The organism is Microcoleus sp. BROC3 (genome assembly GCF_036702515.1).
Taxonomy (GTDB): Bacteria; Cyanobacteriota; Cyanobacteriia; order Cyanobacteriales; family Microcoleaceae; genus Microcoleus.
Map to the genome: position 1 here is coordinate 60,792 of NZ_JAUBTQ010000018.1, position 21,201 is coordinate 81,992.

A 21,201-nucleotide genomic window follows, 5' to 3' on the forward strand; every position below is an offset into this window, starting at 1 on the left:
AACTTCCTTCTTGTTACTCTTCCGGTTTTCCCAAATATACCTCAATTACCCGATCGTCATTTTGCACCTCATCCATAGTCCCCTCGCACAAAACCGCACCCTGATGCAACACCGTCACCTGCCGCGCAATTTGCCGCACAAACTCCATATCGTGTTCAATTACCAACACCGAATGACTTTGGGCCAGCGAAATCAGCAAATCTCCAGTTAACACCGTTTCCTCATCAGTCAAACCCGCCACAGGTTCATCTACCAACAACAAATCAGGAGATTGAGCCACCAACATTCCAATTTCCAACCATTGCTTTTCTCCGTGAGAAAGCAAACCCGCCGAAATATCAGCTTTAGCAACTAAACCAATTGTTTCTAACAAACCCGCAACCGTGCGTTTTTCAGCAGCAGAAGCAGGCTTGAACAAAGTCGAAAAAACATTTTTATGGCGGCTGCAAGACAATTCCAAATTTTCGCGTGGCGTTAAATTTAAGTAAACTCGCGGTGTCTGAAACTTGCGACCAATTCCCAAGCGCGAAATCCTATCTTCCGACAACTTGCGTAAATTTTGTCCTTTAAATAATACCCGGCCCTCTGTCGGCTGCACCTTCCCGGTAATTGAATCGAGAAAAGTTGTTTTGCCCGCACCATTGGGGCCAATAATAACTCGCAGTTCGCCCGCATCCATACTGAAATTTAAACCGTTGATGGCTTTGAAACCATCAAAACTAACAGTCAAGTTTTCGATTTCTAAAACTTTTTTATTCATAATTAGCAATTAACTCACTAATGGACAACAACCGATACCTTGTAGGTGCGGATCGCAAATATCCTCCCTTATTAAGGATATTTTCTCCCCTTCCGTGACACCATACTTACTACTTTTTGCTAACAGTTTACTCTCAAGTAAAACTGCTAGAACTGCTCGACATTGGAGGTGGAGCTGCTGCTAAAATGCGTTCAGCTAACTTCGAGAGTGGCAAACTTTGCACATATACTTTACCAGGCCCAGTCATCTTTGCCAAAAACAAGCCTTCACCTCCAAATAAAGCATTTCTAAAGCCGCCAACAAATTGAATGTCGTAGTCTACTGTGGAAGCAAAAGCTACTAAACAGCCGGTGTCTACTCGCAACACTTCGCCAACTCCCAAATTTTTCTCAACTATTGTTCCTCCCGCATGAACAAAAGCTAGCCCGTCACCCTGCAACTTTTGCAGAATAAAACCTTCTCCGCCAAAGAAACCGGCACCGAGTCGCTTGGTGAAAGCTACATCAATTTCAATCCCGTTGGCTGCACAGAGAAATGAGTCTTTTTGACACAAAAATTTACCGCCAAGTTGGCCTAAATCTAGGGGAATTACTTTACCCGGATAGGGGGCGGCAAAAGCGACGCGGGCCTTGCGATTTCCGGCGTTGACAAAGGTGGTAATAAAAAAACCCGCTCCTGTCAGCATTCGTTTGAAACCTTGAAATAAGCCGCCGCCTGTCGATGTTTGCATTTGGATGTCGCCTTCCATGTATGTCATGGTTCCAGCTTCAGCCCTGACGCCTTCTTTGGGGTCGAGTTCAATCTCGATGAGTTGCAAATCGTCGCCGTATATTTTGTAGTCAATAATATCTGCCATATGTTGCCCCTCAAGTTAAAGAACGAAGCTACTTGCTACGAATATCTAAGTAGGTACATATATATTACGTTTCCTCAGACAGAGATAAACGCAGCGTTTGTCAAGTCTATTGCGATTGCTTTGTTTGTCTGTTGTAGGTGAAATTTATTTATGTCAGCCTACTTATAAATTACACGATATTTTTGCACTCAATGTTCAAGTTCTTCTTTTTCGAGCTGCACTTGGGGGTCTTGTTCCAGGCTGGGGTAAGTAGATGCGTACTTCGGTCTTCTGAACAACCTGCGGATTTGGCCGAAACCTTGATGTTGCAGCCATCCGACTAAGCCGTCGGGCAGCACTGTGACTACTATGAGGAATAGCGCACCTTGGAAAAATAGCCAAACTTCGGGGAATTGTTCGCTCAAGAAACTTTTGCCAAAGTTGACTAGCAGTGTTCCCAATATTGCTCCCGATAATGTGGCGCGGCCTCCCACTGCGACCCAGATTACCATTTCAATTGAAAAGGCAATATCCATTGCTTTTGGCGAAATAATTCCGGTTTGTACGGTAAATAATGCGCCTGCAATCCCGGCTAAACCGGCGGAAATTGCAAAGACTAAAACTTTGTAGCCTGTGGGATTGTAACCTGAGAAACGCAGGCGCACTTCGTCGTCGCGAATGGCTACTAGCAGGCGGCCGAAACGCCCGCTGGTCAGCCATCGGCAGAGGGCGTAAGTTGCTGCTAAAAATAGTATGGTGAGAATGTAGAAAATATATTGAGTATCTCGGTCATTGACTGTGGCTCCGAACAGGGTTTTAAAGTCGGTGAGTCCGTTGGTGCCGTTAATTAGTTTTTGCTGGCCGTTAAAGAAGTTGAAAAATACAATGGTTGCTGCTTGGGTGAGAATTGAAAAGTAAACGCCTCGAATTCGATTTCGGAATACTAAATAACCTAAAAGTGCACCCAAGAGGGCGGGGATGAGAACTACTGCTAATGCTGAGAAGGGAAATGAATAAAATGGTTGCCAAAACCAGGGGAGTTCGGTAACGCCGTAGAGGTTCATAAATTCTGGCAATTGACTGCTGGCGGTTGGGGGAATTTGCAATTTTAGGTGCATGGCGAAGGCGTAGCCGCCGATCGCAAAAAACACCCCATGCCCTAAACTGAGCAAACCCGTGTATCCCCAAATCAAGTCTATGCCGAGGGCGGCAATTGCTAGTGCTAAAAATCGCCCCAATTGATTGAGCCGAACGTCGGGGAGTATTCCTGGGATGAGTAAGATGAATGTGAGGGCGATCGCGCTGACAATTGCCGCTTCTTTTAGCCAGGGTTTTTGATGTTTGTTCTGCATTTTTCGGTACACTCGCAGTTGTAAATTTTAATTTTCTACCGTCCGCCCTTTTTGCGGGAAAATCCCTCCCGGCTTCACTTGCAGAAAAGCCATAATTAAGGCGAATACCATTACTTTTGCCATGCTGGTTGTGGCGAAAAATGTGAAGAAGTCGGCTAAAGGCTTGACTGGAGCGAACATTATTGCTAATGTTCCAGAACCGATCAGGTAATTTGCAGTGCCGATCGCGATCGCAGCAACTACACTCCCCACAATCTTGCCGACACCGCCCACAACCACCACCATAAAGGTATCGACTATATAATTTTGTCCGGTATTTGACCCTACCGAACCGATCAAACTAATCGCGCACCCAGCCACACCTGCCAACCCCGAACCCAAAGCAAAAGTCAGCGCGTCTACTTGTTCGGTAGGAATTCCCAAACAAGCGCTCATGCTGCGATTTTGCGTCACAGCGCGAATGCGAAGTCCCCACACAGAACGCTGCAAAAATAGGTAAATTCCCGCCAAACAAATTCCGGTCAGGACAATAATAAAAATTCGGGCGTATGGCAACTGAAAATTGCCCAGCGGTATGCCGCCCCGCAACCATTTCGGTGCAGTTACATCCACATTTTGAGCGCCAAACCAAGGTTGAGTTACTGCAAGTTTGTAAGTTTGCCCTAAAAAGGCGCTCACCGCCCAGGAAATACCCAAAGATAAGGGCAAAATTAGGGCGATAATTTTGCTGCGAATGCGATCGAAATCCAAGCGAGATTTCAGCACCCGCAAACCGCCAAAAAACAGCACACAAAACACCGCAAGCCCAATTACCAGCACCCAACTAACGCTGCGGACAAACTGCTGCAAAATTAAACTTACGCCCCAAGTTGCCAGCAGAGTTTCTAGCGGTCGCCCGTAAAGATAGCGAATCACTCCGCGTTCGAGAATTAGTCCTACCAATGCAGCTACTAAAAAAGCTAGGGGAATCGCAAATAAAATATAGGTTTCAAAAGCGAATCCTCCCATACTTTTGAAGACATTTTGCACCACGAAAGTTGTATAAGCCCCCAGCATCATCAATTCGCCATGAGCCATATTAATCACGCCCATCAGCCCGAAAATAATCGCTAATCCCAGGGCTGCAATTAGTAAAACTGCGCCGATGCTAATGCCGTTAAATAAACCATCTAATATCGCCAATTTTGTTACTCCTGCATCAAGTCTGTTAACTTTCTTCGCGGATAATTAGGGGCTGGTTTTATCCCATTAATGTCAACTTAGAACTAAAACTCTCTGTATATCTCGCTGGTAGCCGAGTCTCGATCCCCCTAAATCCCCCTTAATAAGGGGGACTTTGAAGAGTCCAGTTCCCTTTTATTAAGGGGAGTAGGGGGTGACGCAAGAACGCTCTTGTCCCCCCTTCTTAAGGGGGGTTAGGGGGGATCGAAGATACATTGCCAACCTTAAAAAAATTGGTATTACCTACTTATCAAGCTTTGAATTTGCCACCTTTTGCGGGGTCTGACCAATCGCACGCAAAGCCTTTTGTTTCAGCGACAAATTGATTCCAAGGCACCGGCTTCACTGCTTCTGGTGTAGCAAAAGCAATGTTAAATAAACCGTCGTCTCTCACTTCGCCCAAGCGCACAAATTTAGAAAGGTGATGGTTAACATCCATCGTTACTGTGCCCCCCGGTGCATCAAAGGTTTGACCCAAAGCTGCTGCCCGCACTTTTTCCAAATCGTCGGCTGTCCCTGCTTTTTCGACGGCTTGCTTCCACAGGTAAACCATGATATAAGCTGCTTCCATCGGGTCGTTAGTCACTCTATCGTTGCCGTATTTTGCCTTGAAAGCTTCCACAAATTTTGTATTTGCCGGAGTTTCCACAGTCATGAAGTAATTCCAGGCAGCGTAATGGCCTTTAAGATATTCTACGCCGATCGCCTTTACTTCTTCTTCCGCAATACTGACAGACATTGACGGATATTTGTCGGGACCCAAACCTGCACCCTGCAACTGTTTGAAAAATGCTACGTTGCTGTCGCCGTTGAGGGAATTGAAAATGACGCCGCCGTCTGGCAAAGCTGCCTTAATTTTAGTAATAATTGGCGTGACTTCTGTCCCGCCCAAAGGAATGTAATCTTCCCCAACTAATTCGCCGCCTTTGGCTGCTAGCTGTGCCTTGATAATGGTATTTGCCGTGCGGGGAAAAACGTAGTCAGACCCGACTAAGAAGAATTTTTTGCCTTTATTTTCTAGCAGCCAGTCAACTGCTGGTTCGATTTGTTGGTTTGGTGCCGCCCCGGTGTAAAAGATATTTTTGGAACACTCTTGACCCTCGTATTGTACGGGATACCAGAGCATATGATTTTTTTCTTCAAATACCGGCAATACTGCTTTGCGACTGGCGGAAGTCCAGCAGCCAAAGACTGTGACAACTTTATCTTGGTCGATCAATTTTTTGGCTTTTTCTGCAAAAGTCGGCCAGTCTGAGTTGCCATCTTCTACTATTGCTTCTATTTGTTTTCCGAGGACACCGCCAGCTTTATTGATTTCTTCTATCGCTAATTGTTCGGCATCGACAACGCTTTTTTCGCTGATTGACATCGTGCCGCTCAAGGAATGCAAAATTCCTACTTTGATCGTGTTTCCACTGCTTGCTGCTGGTGTAGTTCCTGTTGGTGTTGGAGAAGCGGCTGGAGTTGTTGTTGGAGTGGGAGTTCTACAAGCTTTTAGAAATAAACTTGATGTTAGGGTAGCAGAACCGTATAAAAGAAATTTCCGCCGATCGAATCGCTTTGTCATTTTTTCTTGTTACTCTTCAATAGATGAGTCAGATGATTGAGAATAATAACACATAGCGACTTGATATTAAGACTCGGTTCATAAGACTGTTGTATTTTTAGATACAAAAATTATTATTTATTGACAAATTGAAACTTTTCTGGGAATTGATGGCAACTGCTGTAAAAACAGGGCTGATATTATTTTAGATTGTAGATTTTAGATTGACTGATGACATCACGCTTTGCAGCTTACCTACCGTTGCATTATGTTCTGAAACCGGGTTTAGACACCAAAATACGTCTTTTCAGCAATTAGTGTGACATTAGAAACCGGGTTTCAGAACATAAATTATCTTATTGATGCTAGGAGTGAGGCAGAAACCGGGTCATGGCACAAAATAGAAACCCGGTTTCTGGTTCTCCCCAGGTTATTGATGCTAGAACTGAGGCGGCAACAGGGTATATCGCATAAAATAGGCGAGTATCAAAGCAGGTGACGATCGTACTCAAAGCGAAGTGCGATCGTCACCTGTAGAAATGCCCCTGATTTATGGAGAATAGCGGACTCGAACCGCTGGCCTCTGCGGTGCGATCGCAGCGCTCTACCAACTGAGCTAATTCCCCGGATTGACTTTTAATTTAGCATTTTAGATGCGGGATTGCCGAATCTAAAAGGCTTACAGGTCTTGCTTGCTCTCACGTTCGCAGACAGTCACCTACGTTAGCACGTAACTGCTAAAAACGTCAAGTGTTTTCCGCAGCCGGCTCAGTGGGGGCGATCGAGCAAAGTGCCGCCACTCTATCCAACTCTAAATCAGCAAAATAGTCCACCGTCCAATTAGCTTGGCGCTGGATCATGTGAAACGGGTAAGTGTGAGTCACACCCGCAACCTGAATCCCCGCTTTTTTCGCCGCTTCAATCCCCGCAAAAGTATCTTCTACCGCCAAACACTCGATCGGTTGCAGGTTAAAGTCGGGATATTTCTGGTTGAGAAGTTCCACAGCCAATAGATAGCCGTCGGGTGCTGGTTTGCTCGCCGTCAAGTCGTCGCCTGCGACAATTAACTCAAAGTTTGCGGCCAAACCGGCCCGATCTAACACCAATTCTATATCCGATCGCATTGCCCCGCTAACTACGGCCATTTTCAGTCCGGCGACCCGAATTTTGTCAATAAATTCTGCCAAACCCGGATAAATCGGCAGTTTCTCCAAAGTATCTATTTGAGCTTTGTAAGCTTGGGCCTTGCGCTGCAGCAGTCGCTCGAGGTATGTTTCTGTCAAAAATCGTCCCCGGCGCTCGAGCAGTGCGGTAATGCAAGCGCGATTGCTCCTTCCCAAACAAACTTCTCGAACCTCCCCACGTTTGAGCTGGAGATTTTCATCGAGCATCAATTGATCGATTATTTTCTCGTGAATTGGCTCGTCATTAACAATCACGCCATTAAAATCAAATAAAACTGCTTTTAGAGTCATTAGAAGAAAGAAGTTCGGCAACGAGCAATGTACGGGATGTAACGGATGTAACGGATGTCCGGAAGAAGAAAGAGGGAAGAAGGAAGAAGAAAAAAAGAATTTATACTAATTATTAAAAGTAAGGTGACACATAAATTGTACGCGAGCATCTGTAGGGACACGCCAATGCGGTGTCCTTACCGTCCGCTTCGACTTTTAATAATTGGTATAAGATTTGAGGATTGCAGCAACACTTTTTAAAATTGGTATTAGTAACAATAAATCAAGCCGGAGCTGGAATGCCCGGTAAATCGCCATCAAAATCAGGAGTTCGATCGCCCCAATTCCACCCCCTCGCCACCTTTGCCTGTTCCAAATCTTCCCCCGGCAAAGGTTTCACGCCCTGCGTCACCTGATTAGTCCACCAGTGTTCGTGAGTTTGCACCGCCGCAAATCCAGCCGCCCCCACCCAAGCATCGAGGCTGCCAGCCGCGTAAGACTTAATATAAGGCTCTTCAAAGATATCAGTCAGCCACTCTGTTTGCCGCAAAGTTTTTTGATTTCCGTCCAAAATTGCCAATTGTCCCCCAACCTTCAGCAGTCGGAAGCTTTCTCGCAAAATTGCCCGCGATACAGCAGGTGGCGTCTCGTGAAATAGCAAGGAAGCTGCGACTAAATCGAACCTGGCATCGGGAAAAGCAACGCTTTCGGCATTTCCGTGCAACCACTGGATATTTAAGCCGGCTTTTTGCGCTTTCATGTCGGCAACTACCAGCATATAAGGCGACAAGTCCAGGCCGACAACTTCCGCTTCGGGAAAGGCTTGCTTGAGCATGAGGGTTGTCGAACCGGTGCCGCATCCCAAATCGATGATTCGGCGCGGTTTCACCCGCACAGCGTCAATTAAGCATTGCCTGACGACTGTTTCGTGGGGAGGCAAAACATATTGGGTAATGGGATCGTAAGAAACGGCGGCACTGGGGTTGAGGTAGCCACCTTTAATGCCGTGAAAGTTTTGGCTGCTGTAATATTCGGGATAAACTAAGTTGGGTTGTCGGTAGCGATCGCCCGCTGTTTCCCAATCGATACCTTCGTAGAGTCGTTTCAGTGCTTCTTCGTCGATCGCCAGTCGAATCAGGGGCGACAAAAAGCGCTCGAAAATTGTATCCTTGCCAACAGCCATAAAACTCCTTTAACAAAAACTCTTCTAATTTTAGCCAACGGCCGTCAACTTAGCATGAATTAAAACTTTTTAGCCCCTCTTCCCTCTTCCTTCTAGCCCTTACCTCCGTTACAAAATCCGTGGGCTTCCTTTCCACTTCCTTCTTATACCAGTTTTTCCAAAAAATGCAACTGTATACCAGCTTAAAAAGCTTGTTTTATCATGCCTTTGAAAATCTCAAATCTCAAATCTCAAATTGTATTACTTCTCGTTAGTAATAGGAACTTTTACCAAACACTCCGTACCCCCGCCAGGAGGTCGAGAAATTGTGATGCTGCCGCCGTGTCCATCTACTACAATTTTGTAGCTAATTGCCAACCCCAAACCCGTGCCTTTGCCCACCTCTTTAGTAGTAAAAAATGGGTTAAAAATTTGGTCTTTAACGCTGTCGGGAATGCCGGGGCCGTTGTCGGCGATCGCCACTTTCAGAAATTTACCGCCATGTTCGCGAACTACTCCCGTGGAAATAGTAATAATTTTATCCAGGCGATCGATCTCGTTCAAGGCATCGATCGCATTACTCAGCAAGTTCATAAATACCTGATTGAGCTGAGAGGGATAGCACTCGACTGAAGGCACTTTTCCGTATTTCTTGACTATATAAATTCTATTTTTAATGCGGTTGGAGAGCAGCAGCAAGGTATTTTCTATACCTTCGTGAATGTCCGCTAGCTTTTTGTCAGATTCATCCAGGCGAGAAAAGTTTCGTAAAGAAAGAACTATGCTGCGAATGCGTTCGGTTCCTATTTTCATAGAATTCAATATATGCGGCAAATCTTCCTCGATAAATTCTAACTCGATTTCTTCGCTAAAATCTGCGATTTCCTGGGGCACCTCTGGGAAGGCTTCTTTGTATAAACTCACCAACTCTAATAAATCTTTAGTATATTTGCTAGTGTGAGGCAAATTAGCCGAAATGAAGTTAACGGGGTTGTTGATTTCGTGCGCTATCCCAGCCACCATTTGACCTAGGGATGACATTTTTTCGTTCTGCACTAAATGAGTTTGAGTTTTTTTCAGTTCATTTAAGGCACTATTAAGCAGTTTTACTTGGTCTTGGGTTTGACTGTAAAGGTGAGCTTGAGTAATTGCGATCGCCAATTGGTCGGCCACCGCTTTTAAGAGTTGGATTTCCTCCTTGCTCCAAAGCCAATGAGTAGCGTGGCTGCAAATTAAATAACCCTGCGGCTGGTTTTGAGTCTGGACAGGAACGGCTAAATAGCTATTAGCTTTAATTTCGAGCGGTTGAGTTACACGCTCCGCCCAAGTGTCCCTCGAAAGAATAATTGGCTCGCATTGGCCACTCGGTATTGACAAATTTCCGACAAAGTAAGGCTCAAACTTTTTAGCTGGCGTCGGAGAATCAGATGGGCAACATTCCCACAGGATTTGTAACATTTTTTCTTGTGGTTTGTACCAACCAAAAGCCGCCCGTTCTAGGTGCAGCAAACTTACTATTTCTTCGACTGTACTTTGCACGATTTGGTCTAATTCTAGGGAAGCGCGAATGCGTCCGGCAATCCGGTTGAGCATGGCTTCTCGCTCCGCTTGAGCGCGATTGTTTTCGGAGGAGTAAATTAGCCAAATTGCTGCTAGCATTGCCGGGACGAGCAGTCCGGCGACTACGGATGTCAGCAAATTTAATGCTTGCAGTTGGGATTCAATATTTTCGCGGGGAATTACTAAAGCCATCGACCAGTTAACTTCCTTGAGGGGAGCATAGGCCACATACACCCATTTGTTATCTATTTTTACCAGTTCGATGTTCTTCTGGCGGTCGATCATCTGCCGCGCAATTGTGGAGAGTGCGGGGTCTTGTGACTTTAAAAAGCTTGGGGCCGGCCAGTCGATATTTCCGATTAAGTTATTGTTGGGATGAACAATTGGCACTCCTTGTGAATTGAGCGCAAAAGCATAACTGTCGGAACCGTACTGCAAGCTGTTAGCGACAGATGTTACTCGGTCTAATTTAATGCTGCCCGATAGGGCTCCAATTACTTTATTAGGAGCGGGAGGTAAGGCCCAAATAGGAGCTGAAATGATGATCGTCGGAACTTTTGTACTGCGGCCTATCAGCGGGTCGGAAACGTTGAGCTGCCCTGCCATTGCTTTTTTAAAGTGTTGGCGGTCTTTGCTGTTCGCGCGGTTGCCTAGAGTGTTGATAAATGAGCCGTCGGGTTGAGTTAATGACAGGATAAAATACTCTTTTAACCTGTATATTTCTCCTTGCAACCTGGGTTCGACTAATTTCCAATTGAGAGTGCTAACCGTAGGATCGTAAGCAAGGGTTTCTATTTCTGCTTTGCGAGTGCTGAGCCAGCGGTCGATTTCGTCAGTGCCTTTTTCTAGTTTTAATAGTGCTATTTCCTTTAAATTGTCGAGGATTAGTCCGCGCACAAAAAAATAGCTGATGCAAGCAGTTGTGCTAATGGTTAAAGCGGTGGTGCCAAGAATTAGCAGGGTCAGCAAATGGCGGCGCTGCCGTCTGTGTTGCCAAAGACTCTGCGCTTGCTGCCACCGCGATTGAGCAGAATTGCTGATGTTTTGCCAAAAGCGGCGCAGATTTTTTGTTTGGTGCGGCGGCGCAGACACAGATCCGGCTTGATTTGCTGGGTTTTGCATCATCAAATGTTCTCTCCGAATCAAATTCATCAAACGGTATTGGTCATTCGGCAGAATTAATATCAGCCAAGTCGTGAGACCAGTTTCAGAAAATAATGCAACTGCAGATCGGTGCTCCCAACCCTGCTAGTCATCAGTCATTCCCAATCTAAAATCTAAAATCTAAAATTTAAAATGGTATGACTTGCATTCCTGAGTGCAAACAATTTTTCTTATGATTGGGCGCTCGCATTCTATTTTGGCATCAATTTTATATTTCGACCTTCGGTTTACCTATTTGAGGTTTGTGCTTTACGATATCTTTAATATCTATCTCGTTTGTATAACAAAATAATTGTAAATAACACAGAGAAAATACGGAGTTTTTTAAATTAGCAATGTATTCTAATATAGAGGTAAATACTTATTGACAGTTTGACTAATTTGTGATGTGGCTTCAAGGAGAAATTTTTTCGTCTAAAGCTTTTTTGGCGAAGCGGGTTGCATAAACGGTGAGGGCGATCGTTGCTAGCAAACCAATTCCGTAGAGAGCCCACTCAGCAGCAGTGCGCGATCGCCCTGGCGATCCGAGTGCAGCCAAACTCCCGGCCAGGGAACCGATATAAACATACATCACAGTTCCGGGAATCATGCCGATCCAAGATGCCAAAAAATAATCTTTTAAAGATACCTGCGTGACTCCAAAAGCATAGTTAAGTAAATTAAATGGAAAAATGGGAGAAAGCCGCGTCAGCAGCACAATTTTCCATCCTTCAGAGGCAACTGCGGAGTCGATCGCCTTAAATTTTTGATTGCCCTCTATCTGTTTGGAAACCCAGTCGCGAGTTAAATACCGCCCTACCAAAAAAGCGCAAGTTGCGCCTAAAACCGCTCCGATGGAAACACAAACCGAACCGCCAACGACTCCGAACAAAACCCCAGAACCGAGAGTCAGCAAAGAACCGGGGATAAATAGAACCGTTGCTACAATGTAAATTAGAATAAAAGCTGCCGGGCCCCACGGGCCGAGATTGCCGATCGACTCCAGGGCATTTTTCAGAATTCCTTGGAAGTTAAAAAACTTTGCCGCCACAATCAAAGCCACAGCTAAACCAATCCCTAAAATCAGCTTCCACCTGTTTGATGCTGGCGGATTTTCATCGGGCGATCGCGAATCATTCATTACCTAAACTCCCCATTCATTCATTGCATACACCGTCGTTTCCAGGGTAGGGACACGGCACTGCCGTGTCCCTACTGTATTCATCCGATTGATGATATCAAGCGCAACTTTTCCCTTAAACTAAATCAAAGTACCGCCACAGCTAGAACCGCAACCTGCCGTACATCCATAACAATAAGCAGCAGTTTGCACCTCTTGAATCACATCTAAACTGCCAGATTCGAGCAACTTAGCAACAGTTATCTTTTCCCCGCTGCCAGTTTTCGCTGGCAGATTTTCCATTTGGTTAAAATCGCAGTCGTAGACATTGCCCAAATAGTCGATCGACAATTCGTTGCGGCACATTAAATGTTCCAGAGTACCGGGATTAAAATTATCCTCCAAAAACCCGAGATAAAGCTTGTGCAGTTTCTTATGTTCCAAATGAAACTTAGTCCGTCCCACAGGCAAATTAGTAATCGCGAACAATTGATTAAAACAAATCCCAAAATGTTCGGCTAAATAAATCTTGTAATCTTGCTCTAACTTGCCTTGTTCCGGTGTTAGCGAAAACTTGTCTGTTGCCGGCACTTGTGGATTGTACACCAAATCCAGAGTTAAATTTGGGTTTTTTCCGTATCCCAACTGATTTAGCTTTTGCAGCGCCCGAATCGAACTGTCAAAAACCCCGTTGCCGCGCATTTTGTCCACATTGTCAGCTTGGTAGCAGGGAAGCGACGCCACAATTCTGAGTTGGTGCTGGGCGCAATATTCGGGAATATCTTCAAAACCTTTTTCAAAGTAAATCGTCAAATTAGAACGAACAATTACCTCTTTACCTGCCGCCCTGGCAGCTTCCGCCAGCGGTTTAAAACCGTAAAGCATTTCGGGAGCACCGCCGGTGAGGTCAACAGTTTTAATTTGAGGAAAGCGGCGAATGATTTCAATTAATTGGTCGCAAATTTCCGGGGAAAGTTCTTCTGTTCGTTTCGGGCTAGCTTCTACGTGGCAGTGAGTGCAAGCGAGGTTGCAGCGTTTGCCGAGATTAATTTGTAAAACTGTAATCTGCTTTTTAGTTAAAGCTGAGTTAATTTTGTTTTTGAAAGGCGTGACTGCTGTCTGAATCATTTGCTCACCTTTTGGTCTGTGCTCGCAACGAATGTACAGGCGTTCCGGCGGAACGCCTCTCATAATTTAGCACTAATTCCAATAGTTCTGGACGCATCAAAACCCACGAAACCGGGTTTTGTGCCGTTTTTGCGGGATGTAAAGCGTCTTCTTAGAAAAAAACCCGATTTCTGACCACTCGTGCGTGTAGGACTATTAATCTTACTTTAGAGAGTCAACTAATGTTTCAACTCGTGCTTTAATTTCATCTCGAACGCGGTGAAAAGTTTCGAGGGGTTGTCCGTCGGGGTCGTCGAGTTGCCAATCTTCAAACACTTGTCGCAATACCCACGCTTCGGGTAAATTCACACCGCAGCCGCACAAAGAAATTACTGCATCGTAGTCTTCTGCATTGAATTCGCTTAATGGGTTTGATGTTTGATCTGTGATATCAATGCCGATTTCTGACATGACTTGAATTGCTGTCGGATGAACTCTGCTTGATTCTAACCCGGAACTGGTGACTCCAATCTTGCCGGCTCCAATGGTTTTAGCGAAGCCTTCTGCCATTTGCGATCGGCAGGAGTTTCTTTTGCAAACAAACATTACTTTTTTCATGGTTTTGGTTGGTTGTTGGTTGTTAGTTGTTAGTTAGATGTTTCAAGGGCGCGATTTGCTACGTCGATCGCCTCTTTAGCTGCTTGTTCCTTGCGTTCGCTGTAGCGATCGGTCAAATAGTCGGTTTGCTCCCGCAACAGCAAGGTAAACTTGTACAGTTCCTCCATTACGTCGATCGCGCGATCGCGATAAGGCGAATCCTTCATCGTCCCATCTTCATTAAATTCCTGATAAGCTTTCGCAACCGAAGACTGATTCGGAATCGTAAACATCCGCATCCAGCGGCCCAAAATTCTCAAAGTATTGACAGCATTAAAAGACTGCGAACCGCCGCTAACTTGCATCACAGCCAAAGTTCTGCCTTGAGTCGGTCTGACAGCCCCAATGCTTAAAGGAATCCAGTCAATTTGATTTTTCATAATGCCGGTAATATTGCCGTGCATTTCTGGACTCGACCAGACTTGACCCTCCGACCACAGGCTCAATTCCCGCAACTCTTGAACCTTCGGATGAGTATCGGGAACGCTGCCGTAAATCGGCAATTCAAGAGGATTAAAGAACCTAACTTCTGCACCGAAATCCTCAATAATTATCGCCGATTCTTCCGCCAACAAGCGGCTGTAAGAACGCTCTCTTAACGAGCCGTATAGAAACAAAATTCTCGGTTTGTGCGTAAAACTTGTCATGATACTTTCAATTAAAATCCCGAAATCCGTTAGACAATTCCCGATAAACTGCGACTGCTAATTGTGATCCCCAGATAGGAGCAACCCAGTAAACCCAATGGTGGTTCCAAATACCGCCAATTAAAGCGGGACCGAGAGAGCGTGCCGGATTCATGCTCGCTCCGGTAATCGGTCCCATAAATGCAGCTTCTAACCCTACAGTTAGCCCAATTGCTATCCCGGCAAAGCCGATGTGAGCGCGTCTATCTAATCCAGAACCGAGGATAACAAACATTAAGATAAAGGTCAAAACAGTTTCTAAAATTAGAGACTGCAACCAGTTACCATTGAGAGGGATAGTTGCACCGAGATTTGCTACTTCACCTAAAGTAATTAGCAGCAGTTGAGAAGCTGCGATTGCACCCGCACACTGCCCTAAAACGTAAGGCAAAACTTTGTATTTTGGGAAAAAACCGCTCGCCCAAAACCCTAAAGTTACGGCCGGATTAAAGTGTGCACCGCTGATGTGTCCTAGGGCGTAAATCATCGCAGTTACTACTGCACCAAATACAAAACTGATGCCTAAATGAGTTACGGAACCAGCGCTAGTTTTGTTAACCATCACCGCACCGGTGCCTGCAAAAACCAAAATAAATGTACCTAGAAATTCGGCGATCGCCTCTCGCCTGCAATCTGGCCGAGCACAAGCTAACCTCTGCGCTGTTGCATCCATCGCTCTCAACTAATTTGTTCCATCCCATCATATCAACAAAAATTGATATGTCAATCATCAAAGAAGCCATATCAGTATTTGAGTGATTAAGAAATGTTGATGGGTTAACCCGCGTCGGAACAGGGGCGCGCCGGCAGGATCTGGCTGAAGCGGCGGTATTCGGCGAGGTACTGTTCGAGGGCGACAAACTGAGCTAAATTGAGGCTGTAGTAGATCCAGCGCCCTTCTTGGCGGCGGCGAACTAAACCGGCTTCTTTTAGGGTTTTGAGGTGGAAAGAGAGTTTAGGCTGGGAGACAGAAAGTCGATCGCACAAATCGCACACGCACAACTCCTGTTCCCGCAGCAACTCCAAAATCTGAAGCCGCAAAGGATCGGAAAGAGCGTGAAAGCCAGCAGCGATCGATTTATCTGCAACAGGTGGCGCGATCGTAGAATTTTTAACCATAAATTACCCTTAAATTTTTATTCAACAACTCCCGGCGCGATTTCTTGTTATTACCGTTAGATTTGATCGGGTTATCCTTTGATGGCAATCCCAAATCAACTGCGAACTCTTTCTATTCTAGGACTAACGATTAATTCTTTTACCGATGCAACACCCAGTAAGCACAGCCGCTGATTGCCGCAGCAATTGGCAAGGTCAAAATCCATGATAGTAGAATCTGATAGAAAACGCGCACATTAGCTTTTTTTGAAATCAATCCAACACCAAAAATTGAACCTACCGAAACATGGGTAGTAGAAACTGGAAGCCCATAACGACTGGCAACAATAACTAAAAAGCCAGTCACTAAGTTTGCCACCAGCCCTTGACCGGTATTCATTGCTGTCAGCTTTTTGCTCATGGTTTCGGCAACTTTTTTAGCATTCAATAAACCGCCGATCGCCATTCCCAAAGCTACTGCCAAACTTCCCCACTGAACTGATATTGATTGACCGACTAACATGAGGGAAACAATTTTCGGCGTATCGTTCAATCCTCTGGCAAAACTGACGATTCCCGCACTCATAAAATGGCAAACATCCACTAAGTTTTGGCTGGGGATTTGTAAGAATTTTCCCAGGTACCTTTGCGTGCATTTATCTAAAGAATCGACCGCGACATCAGCGGTTGTGATGCACTTGAGTATGTTAGTTGCATCGGGCTGGGGAATGGGAATAATTTGTTGAGTTTGACCAGCGCAAATACACCATTCTTTCTGGATTCCTAAATAAACTCGCAGGTAGCGAGACAGCGCATAAATTAAAGCTCCTAATAAAATCGCAATCATGGGACTCAGCAACAAAGGCATTAGAAAATTTTTCTGCAATGCAGTAAAATTAACTTGAGTACCAATTGCTACTAAACCTGCACCGCCAAGGGCACCTGTAAGACCGTGAGTTGTGGAAATAGGGAATCCAGTTAAAGTAGCAAGAATAACGGTTAAACCCGCAGCGATCGCGACTGCCAAATGAAAATCTGGGGCATTGGCGATATCGTCTGGAACTAGGCCTTTTCCCGAAAAGCTTTTTACCAGCGTTTCTGCTAAAAAAATAGAAAATACTGAACCTGCAAAAGTTGTGATCGTTGCCCAACCAATTGCTGTTTTATAGTTCGTCGTCTGACTGCCAAACAGTGTCGCCACGCCTTTAAAATTATCATTAGCACCATTGCAGTATGCTAAAAAAAACGTGGCGATAAATAGGGCAATAAGTAACATTCTCTTACTCAGAATAAGTGTGGTTTATTTAAAACTGTTTTTGGCCCGGGCCGCTACAGCACCGAATTTGATTGTAGAGACACACTTGCATCAAAAAAAATAAGGAAAATATTAAGATTTCTTTGGGTACTAGGCGAGCGATCGCATCTTAATTTCGCGCCAGCAACATGGGCACGATATTGAACGATACTATAATTAAGGCTCGGCGATCGCTTCAGGTACGCTCAACCCACCCATTCACTTAGGATTCTGTACCCTTGCCGGCACATCTGTCAGTCCCGCCTTCTGCATCAGCGAAATCACCCCTATAGACAGAATTCCCCCAATAATTGCCCCGACAACTACCAGGATAATAAAGACTTTTTGCAGAGTTTTTTTAGTGGCCGGGTGGTACTGTCTCGGCAATGCTTCACCTTGATCGTCAACTTCTTGCTCCAAGGGGTCTAGCGGATTGGAGGGATTTGAGTTAAAGGGATTGGGCGCTTGATTCATGGTTAGTTTGGGTTAAAGGAGATCGACAACTATTTTAACTTGCGATTTAGCCTCGCAGCTTAAATAATACATTCTGGTTTTACTGAATACTCTATAAATTTTATTAAGATGGCTAAAATAAGGATTAACCCGGTTTATTCAATAAACCGGGTTTCTCAACTTACTAAAAGTTTTATGTCACGCTTCTGCTTTTGACAAACGATCGAGAGAAATAGTTGCCGCCTCAGATACTTGAGAATTGCTATCTTTTTCTAAGTATTTTAAAGCCGAAACGCTTTTAACACTCGGCAGATTGCCCAAAGCTTCAGCGAGCCTCTGGCGGATCAGCCAATCTTCCGACTGAGCAAAATTGAGGATGCGATCGATCGCCCCAATATCTTTAATTTCCCCCAAAGCCGAAATTGCCGCCTGCTGGATCACCACTTGCTCGCTGTCGAGAGCTTTCAGCAGCACATCGCGGGCCCGGGGATCTTTGAGATTTCCCAAAGAAACAGCAGCACTGAAGCGCACCAGCCATTGAGTATCTTCGTAAAAAGCCCGCACCAAAGCATCAAAAGCTCTGATATCTTCCAGATAGCCCAAAGCGCCTGCAGCGTCAGCGCGAATGCCGTAATCCGGGTCTGTTTCTAGCAATTTGACTAGAATGGGATAGCACTCTGCTGTCGGTTTTACCCCGAGAGCAAACACAGCCATCGATCGCACTTGCAAACTTTCGTCGTTCAACACCTTTTTAATCAAAGGCACCGCCTCTGCAGCAGGCACGTTCCGCAAGTTGGCCAAAGCCACCATTCGATCGGCTGAATTTTGGCTTTCTAACTTGGCGGCAATTTGCTCTAAGCTTAAAGTTGTCATTATGGATAAATCTTGTAGTAAAACTTTACATTCGGGTTATTTTGATTATAGGGGAGTCTCAGGAGAAAAGGAGGCAGTAAAAACCGCCCAAAGATTTGAGATCGGTGAGATGGCGAATCAGTGACACCATTAATCTAAAGCTGAGATTGCGTGGAAATAATAAATAAGAAAGTCTATTATTTAAATCCCAAGCACAGGCGAGGTGTTTCTGCCGTTCCCCAAGGCTTTGCCCGATAGTTAGCCGCCCTCTGACAACCTGCAATCAACTATGCCCTTTTACCACCCGCCCTTGTACTCCTCAGCCTTAGAACAAGCGATCGACCGGTACCCCCTAACTGCCGGGCCAGAAACTTCCTTAGCAGTGGCGATCGCCCTGATGAGTCAGTTGCAAAACAGTTGTCCCCTAGTCAAAACACCTGTACCCTCAGACCGGGGGGCGATGACCGAAACATCAGCGCCGGAAAAGGTGCGGGCCCGCTGCGTGTTCGTTGTGGAGAACCAGCAGACTATTACCACAGGCAATTTATCCGACAACCCCAGCCGCGGGCTGTTAAGGGGCATATTAACTCCCGCCGACTTAGTGAGGCTGATAGCTTCTGGCAAAATAGACAGCCAGCACAAAGTAGCCCTGCACAAAATACCAATTTCCGAAGTGATGTCCCCGGTGTCGGTCTCCCTCACAGAATCCGACGACCAAGACGTGTTCGCCGCTTTATCCTTATTTCGCCAGCACAAGATTCGCTATTTGCCGATAGTCAATCAATTGGGCCACTTGGTAGGAGTGCTGACGCGGGAAAGAATTCGCCAAGTATTGCAGCCTTCAAATATTCTCAAACTGCGGCGGGTAGCTGAATTGATGACTACGCCAATTACAGCGCCCCACACCGCTTCGCTCAAAAGAATAACCGAACTGATGTCAGAGCATCAAGTCAGTTGCGTAGTCATTACAAAAAACACAGAATTAACAATGGAGAAGCCCAAAGATGACTATACCTCCATTTTTCACTATTCCTTTCACAAACCCTTGGGAATTATTACCGAATACGACATCGTGCAGGCACAGTTTCTCGAACTAAATTTCGACCAAACCCCAGCTCAAAAAGTCATGAGAACTCCCCTGCAATTTCTTCAACCTTCCGATTCTCTGTGGACGGCGCACAAACAAATGCAGCAGGAACAAGTGCAGCGGTTGGTCGTGTGCGGGGGGCGCGGTGAACTGTTGGGAATTATTACTCAGACCAGCTTGCTCAGAGTCCTCGACCCGACAGAAATGTACCGAGTTGTCAAACAGTTGCAGCAGTCGGTTTATCAACTGCAAGCCGAAAAAGTGGAACTGCTGCAAAGCCGCAACGCCAAACTGGAACAGCAGGTGCGGGAACGGACAGCCAAACTCCACGAACAATTGCAGCGCGATCGGCTGTTAACTCACATTTCCTTGCGGATTCACCAATCCTTAAACCTCGAAGAAATTCTCAACGCCAGCGTCGATGAAGTCCGCCAAGTTTTGCAAGCTGACCGAGTAGCAATCCTGCATTTAGAGTCCTGCAATTCCGGCATTGTAGTGGCAGAATCCGTTGCCGAAAATTGGCCTTCAATCTTGGGAGAAATCCTGCCCGATAATATTTGGCAAGAATCTGCTTCGGCGCTCGAACAGGAAATTTATGCCGTCCCCGACATCGACCAAGCCCGTTTGAGCGCCGAAAAATATGCGCGGTTCCAGCAAGCGCAAATCAAAGCTTATTTGATTGTACCAATTTTGCAAGACGGCAATTTGTGGGGGATGATGTGTGTCCATCAGTGTTCCGAATCCCGGCAGTGGCAGCCTTCGGAAGTGGATTTGCTGCTGCAACTGGCAACTCAAATCGCGATCGCCATTCAGCAAGCCCAACTCTATCAGCAAGTCCAAAACCTCAACACCGACCTCGAACGCCAAGTCCAAGAACGCACCGCCGAATTGCAGCAAAAAGTTCAGGAACTCCAGCATTTAAACGTCCTAAAAGATGAATTTCTCAGCACAGTTTCTCACGAACTGCGGACGCCTTTAGCTAATATGAAAATGGCTATTCATATGCTGAAAATTTCTCCCACACCAGAGCGGCGTCAGATTTATTTAGAAATTTTAGAAACAGAATGTACTAGAGAAACAGATTTAATTAATGCTTTGCTGGATTTGCAGCGGCTCGAAACAGCAGCTTGTCCGATCGATCTGGAACCAGTAAACTTAGAAGTCTGGCTGCCTACTATTATAGACCCGTTTTACACCCGCGCCCACAACCGTCACCAGCATTTGCGAGTAGAGTGCGATCGCCACCTCCCCACGATCAGTTCCAACCGCGCTAGTTTGGGACGAATTTTTGCAGAACTCCTCAACAATGCCTGCAAATATACTGCCAATGACGGCGAAATCTCTCTGAAAGTTGAGTGCAAAAAGGGAGTCGGGGAAGAGGGAGGACAAGGGCAAAATCCGCGACAAGCAAGTGATGTTCCTGCCGAAATCGAATTTACACTCAGCAATCAATCCTCCATTTCGATACAGGAATTACCTCGAATTTTTGAGAAATTTTATCGCGTTCCCAACGCCGACCCCTGGAAACAAGGAGGTACAGGTTTGGGTTTAGCTTTGGTTCAAAAACTTGTCGAACAGTTGCAGGGAAAAATTGAGGTTGAAAGCAGCAATGGCTGGACTAATTTTATTGTCACATTTCCTACCAAGCCGGAGGGGAATTAGTCCGCCGTCAGTCGATTTTAGATTTTAGATTTTAGATTTTAGACTTCGGCGTGAGCGCTAGAGGAGAACGATTTTAGATTTACTTGCAACATTGAATCTGGAGCTTGAACAAGAGCCTAAAATTTTGGGATCTCCACGACAGGAGTACGTGG

18 protein-coding genes and 1 tRNA gene are annotated in these 21,201 nt (G+C 45.6%); 1 reads left to right on the plus strand and 18 read right to left on the minus strand.

Translation table 11 applies throughout. The features are described from left to right. Nucleotides 1-13 precede the first annotated feature (13 nt). From urtD to QUB30_RS13805, 18 genes are all read right to left on the minus strand, one after another. Complete coding sequence (gene urtD, locus QUB30_RS13720; protein WP_333334052.1) at nt 14-760, minus strand: urea ABC transporter ATP-binding protein UrtD; 747 nt, start codon at nt 758-760, stop codon at nt 14-16. Between the two features lie 133 nt (nt 761-893). Beyond that, entirely contained in the window at nt 894-1,616 is a 723-nt protein-coding gene (locus QUB30_RS13725) for a TIGR00266 family protein (RefSeq protein ID WP_333334055.1), read from the minus strand. Between the two features lie 188 nt (nt 1,617-1,804). Continuing rightward, complete coding sequence (gene urtC / locus QUB30_RS13730) at nt 1,805-2,947, minus strand: urea ABC transporter permease subunit UrtC (protein WP_333334056.1); 1,143 nt, start codon at nt 2,945-2,947, stop codon at nt 1,805-1,807. 27 nt (nt 2,948-2,974) lie between these two features. Continuing rightward, complete coding sequence (locus QUB30_RS13735; protein ID WP_333334058.1) at nt 2,975-4,129, minus strand: ABC transporter permease subunit; 1,155 nt, start codon at nt 4,127-4,129, stop codon at nt 2,975-2,977. A gap of 289 nt (nt 4,130-4,418) precedes the next feature. Next, nucleotides 4,419-5,735 carry an urea ABC transporter substrate-binding protein gene (gene urtA / locus QUB30_RS13740; protein ID WP_333334060.1) on the minus strand — a complete coding sequence of 439 codons (1,317 nt, stop codon included), beginning with the start codon at nt 5,733-5,735 and terminating at the stop codon, nt 4,419-4,421. A 532-nt stretch (nt 5,736-6,267) separates the two neighbouring features. Continuing rightward, nucleotides 6,268-6,340: transfer RNA gene (locus tag QUB30_RS13745), tRNA-Ala, on the minus strand. A gap of 120 nt (nt 6,341-6,460) precedes the next feature. Next, nucleotides 6,461-7,189, minus strand: coding sequence for an HAD family phosphatase (locus tag QUB30_RS13750; RefSeq protein ID WP_333334063.1), 729 nt, complete (start codon nt 7,187-7,189; stop codon nt 6,461-6,463). Between the two features lie 262 nt (nt 7,190-7,451). Further along, entirely contained in the window at nt 7,452-8,351 is a 900-nt protein-coding gene (locus tag QUB30_RS13755; RefSeq protein WP_333334065.1) for a class I SAM-dependent methyltransferase, read from the minus strand. Nucleotides 8,352-8,591: 240 nt separating this feature from the next. Further along, on the minus strand, nt 8,592-11,042 hold the full coding sequence (locus tag QUB30_RS13760) for an ATP-binding protein (protein ID WP_333334067.1): 2,451 nt from the start codon (nt 11,040-11,042) through the stop codon (nt 8,592-8,594). Between the two features lie 406 nt (nt 11,043-11,448). After that, nucleotides 11,449-12,174 (minus strand): TVP38/TMEM64 family protein, encoded by a 726-nt coding sequence (locus QUB30_RS13765; protein WP_333334069.1) that lies wholly within the window; start codon nt 12,172-12,174, stop codon nt 11,449-11,451. 120 nt (nt 12,175-12,294) lie between these two features. Beyond that, nucleotides 12,295-13,281 (minus strand): arsenosugar biosynthesis radical SAM (seleno)protein ArsS, encoded by a 987-nt coding sequence (gene arsS / locus QUB30_RS13770; protein WP_333334071.1) that lies wholly within the window; start codon nt 13,279-13,281, stop codon nt 12,295-12,297. Nucleotides 13,282-13,482: 201 nt separating this feature from the next. Then, nucleotides 13,483-13,878 carry an arsenate reductase, glutathione/glutaredoxin type gene (gene arsC, locus QUB30_RS13775; protein ID WP_333334073.1) on the minus strand — a complete coding sequence of 132 codons (396 nt, stop codon included), beginning with the start codon at nt 13,876-13,878 and terminating at the stop codon, nt 13,483-13,485. Between the two features lie 29 nt (nt 13,879-13,907). Further along, nucleotides 13,908-14,564, minus strand: a complete 657-nt coding sequence (arsH, locus tag QUB30_RS13780; protein ID WP_333334075.1) for an arsenical resistance protein ArsH — start codon at nt 14,562-14,564, stop codon at nt 13,908-13,910. Between the two features lie 7 nt (nt 14,565-14,571). Then, nucleotides 14,572-15,276, minus strand: coding sequence for an MIP/aquaporin family protein (locus tag QUB30_RS13785; protein WP_333334077.1), 705 nt, complete (start codon nt 15,274-15,276; stop codon nt 14,572-14,574). Between the two features lie 104 nt (nt 15,277-15,380). Next, nucleotides 15,381-15,722 carry a metalloregulator ArsR/SmtB family transcription factor gene (locus tag QUB30_RS13790; protein WP_333334079.1) on the minus strand — a complete coding sequence of 114 codons (342 nt, stop codon included), beginning with the start codon at nt 15,720-15,722 and terminating at the stop codon, nt 15,381-15,383. Between the two features lie 139 nt (nt 15,723-15,861). Continuing rightward, on the minus strand, nt 15,862-16,977 hold the full coding sequence (locus tag QUB30_RS13795; protein ID WP_333334081.1) for an inorganic phosphate transporter: 1,116 nt from the start codon (nt 16,975-16,977) through the stop codon (nt 15,862-15,864). Between the two features lie 237 nt (nt 16,978-17,214). Next, nucleotides 17,215-17,469, minus strand: a complete 255-nt coding sequence (locus QUB30_RS13800) for a hypothetical protein (protein ID WP_006633832.1) — start codon at nt 17,467-17,469, stop codon at nt 17,215-17,217. A 177-nt stretch (nt 17,470-17,646) separates the two neighbouring features. Next, entirely contained in the window at nt 17,647-18,321 is a 675-nt protein-coding gene (locus QUB30_RS13805; RefSeq protein ID WP_333158560.1) for a HEAT repeat domain-containing protein, read from the minus strand. Between the two features lie 268 nt (nt 18,322-18,589). Here QUB30_RS13805 and QUB30_RS13810 point away from each other — a divergent pair, with 268 nt between their 5' ends. Further along, nucleotides 18,590-21,049: a CBS domain-containing protein gene (locus QUB30_RS13810; protein WP_333334084.1), complete on the plus strand. Its 2,460-nt coding sequence runs from the start codon at nt 18,590-18,592 to the stop codon at nt 21,047-21,049. Nucleotides 21,050-21,201 lie beyond the last annotated feature (152 nt).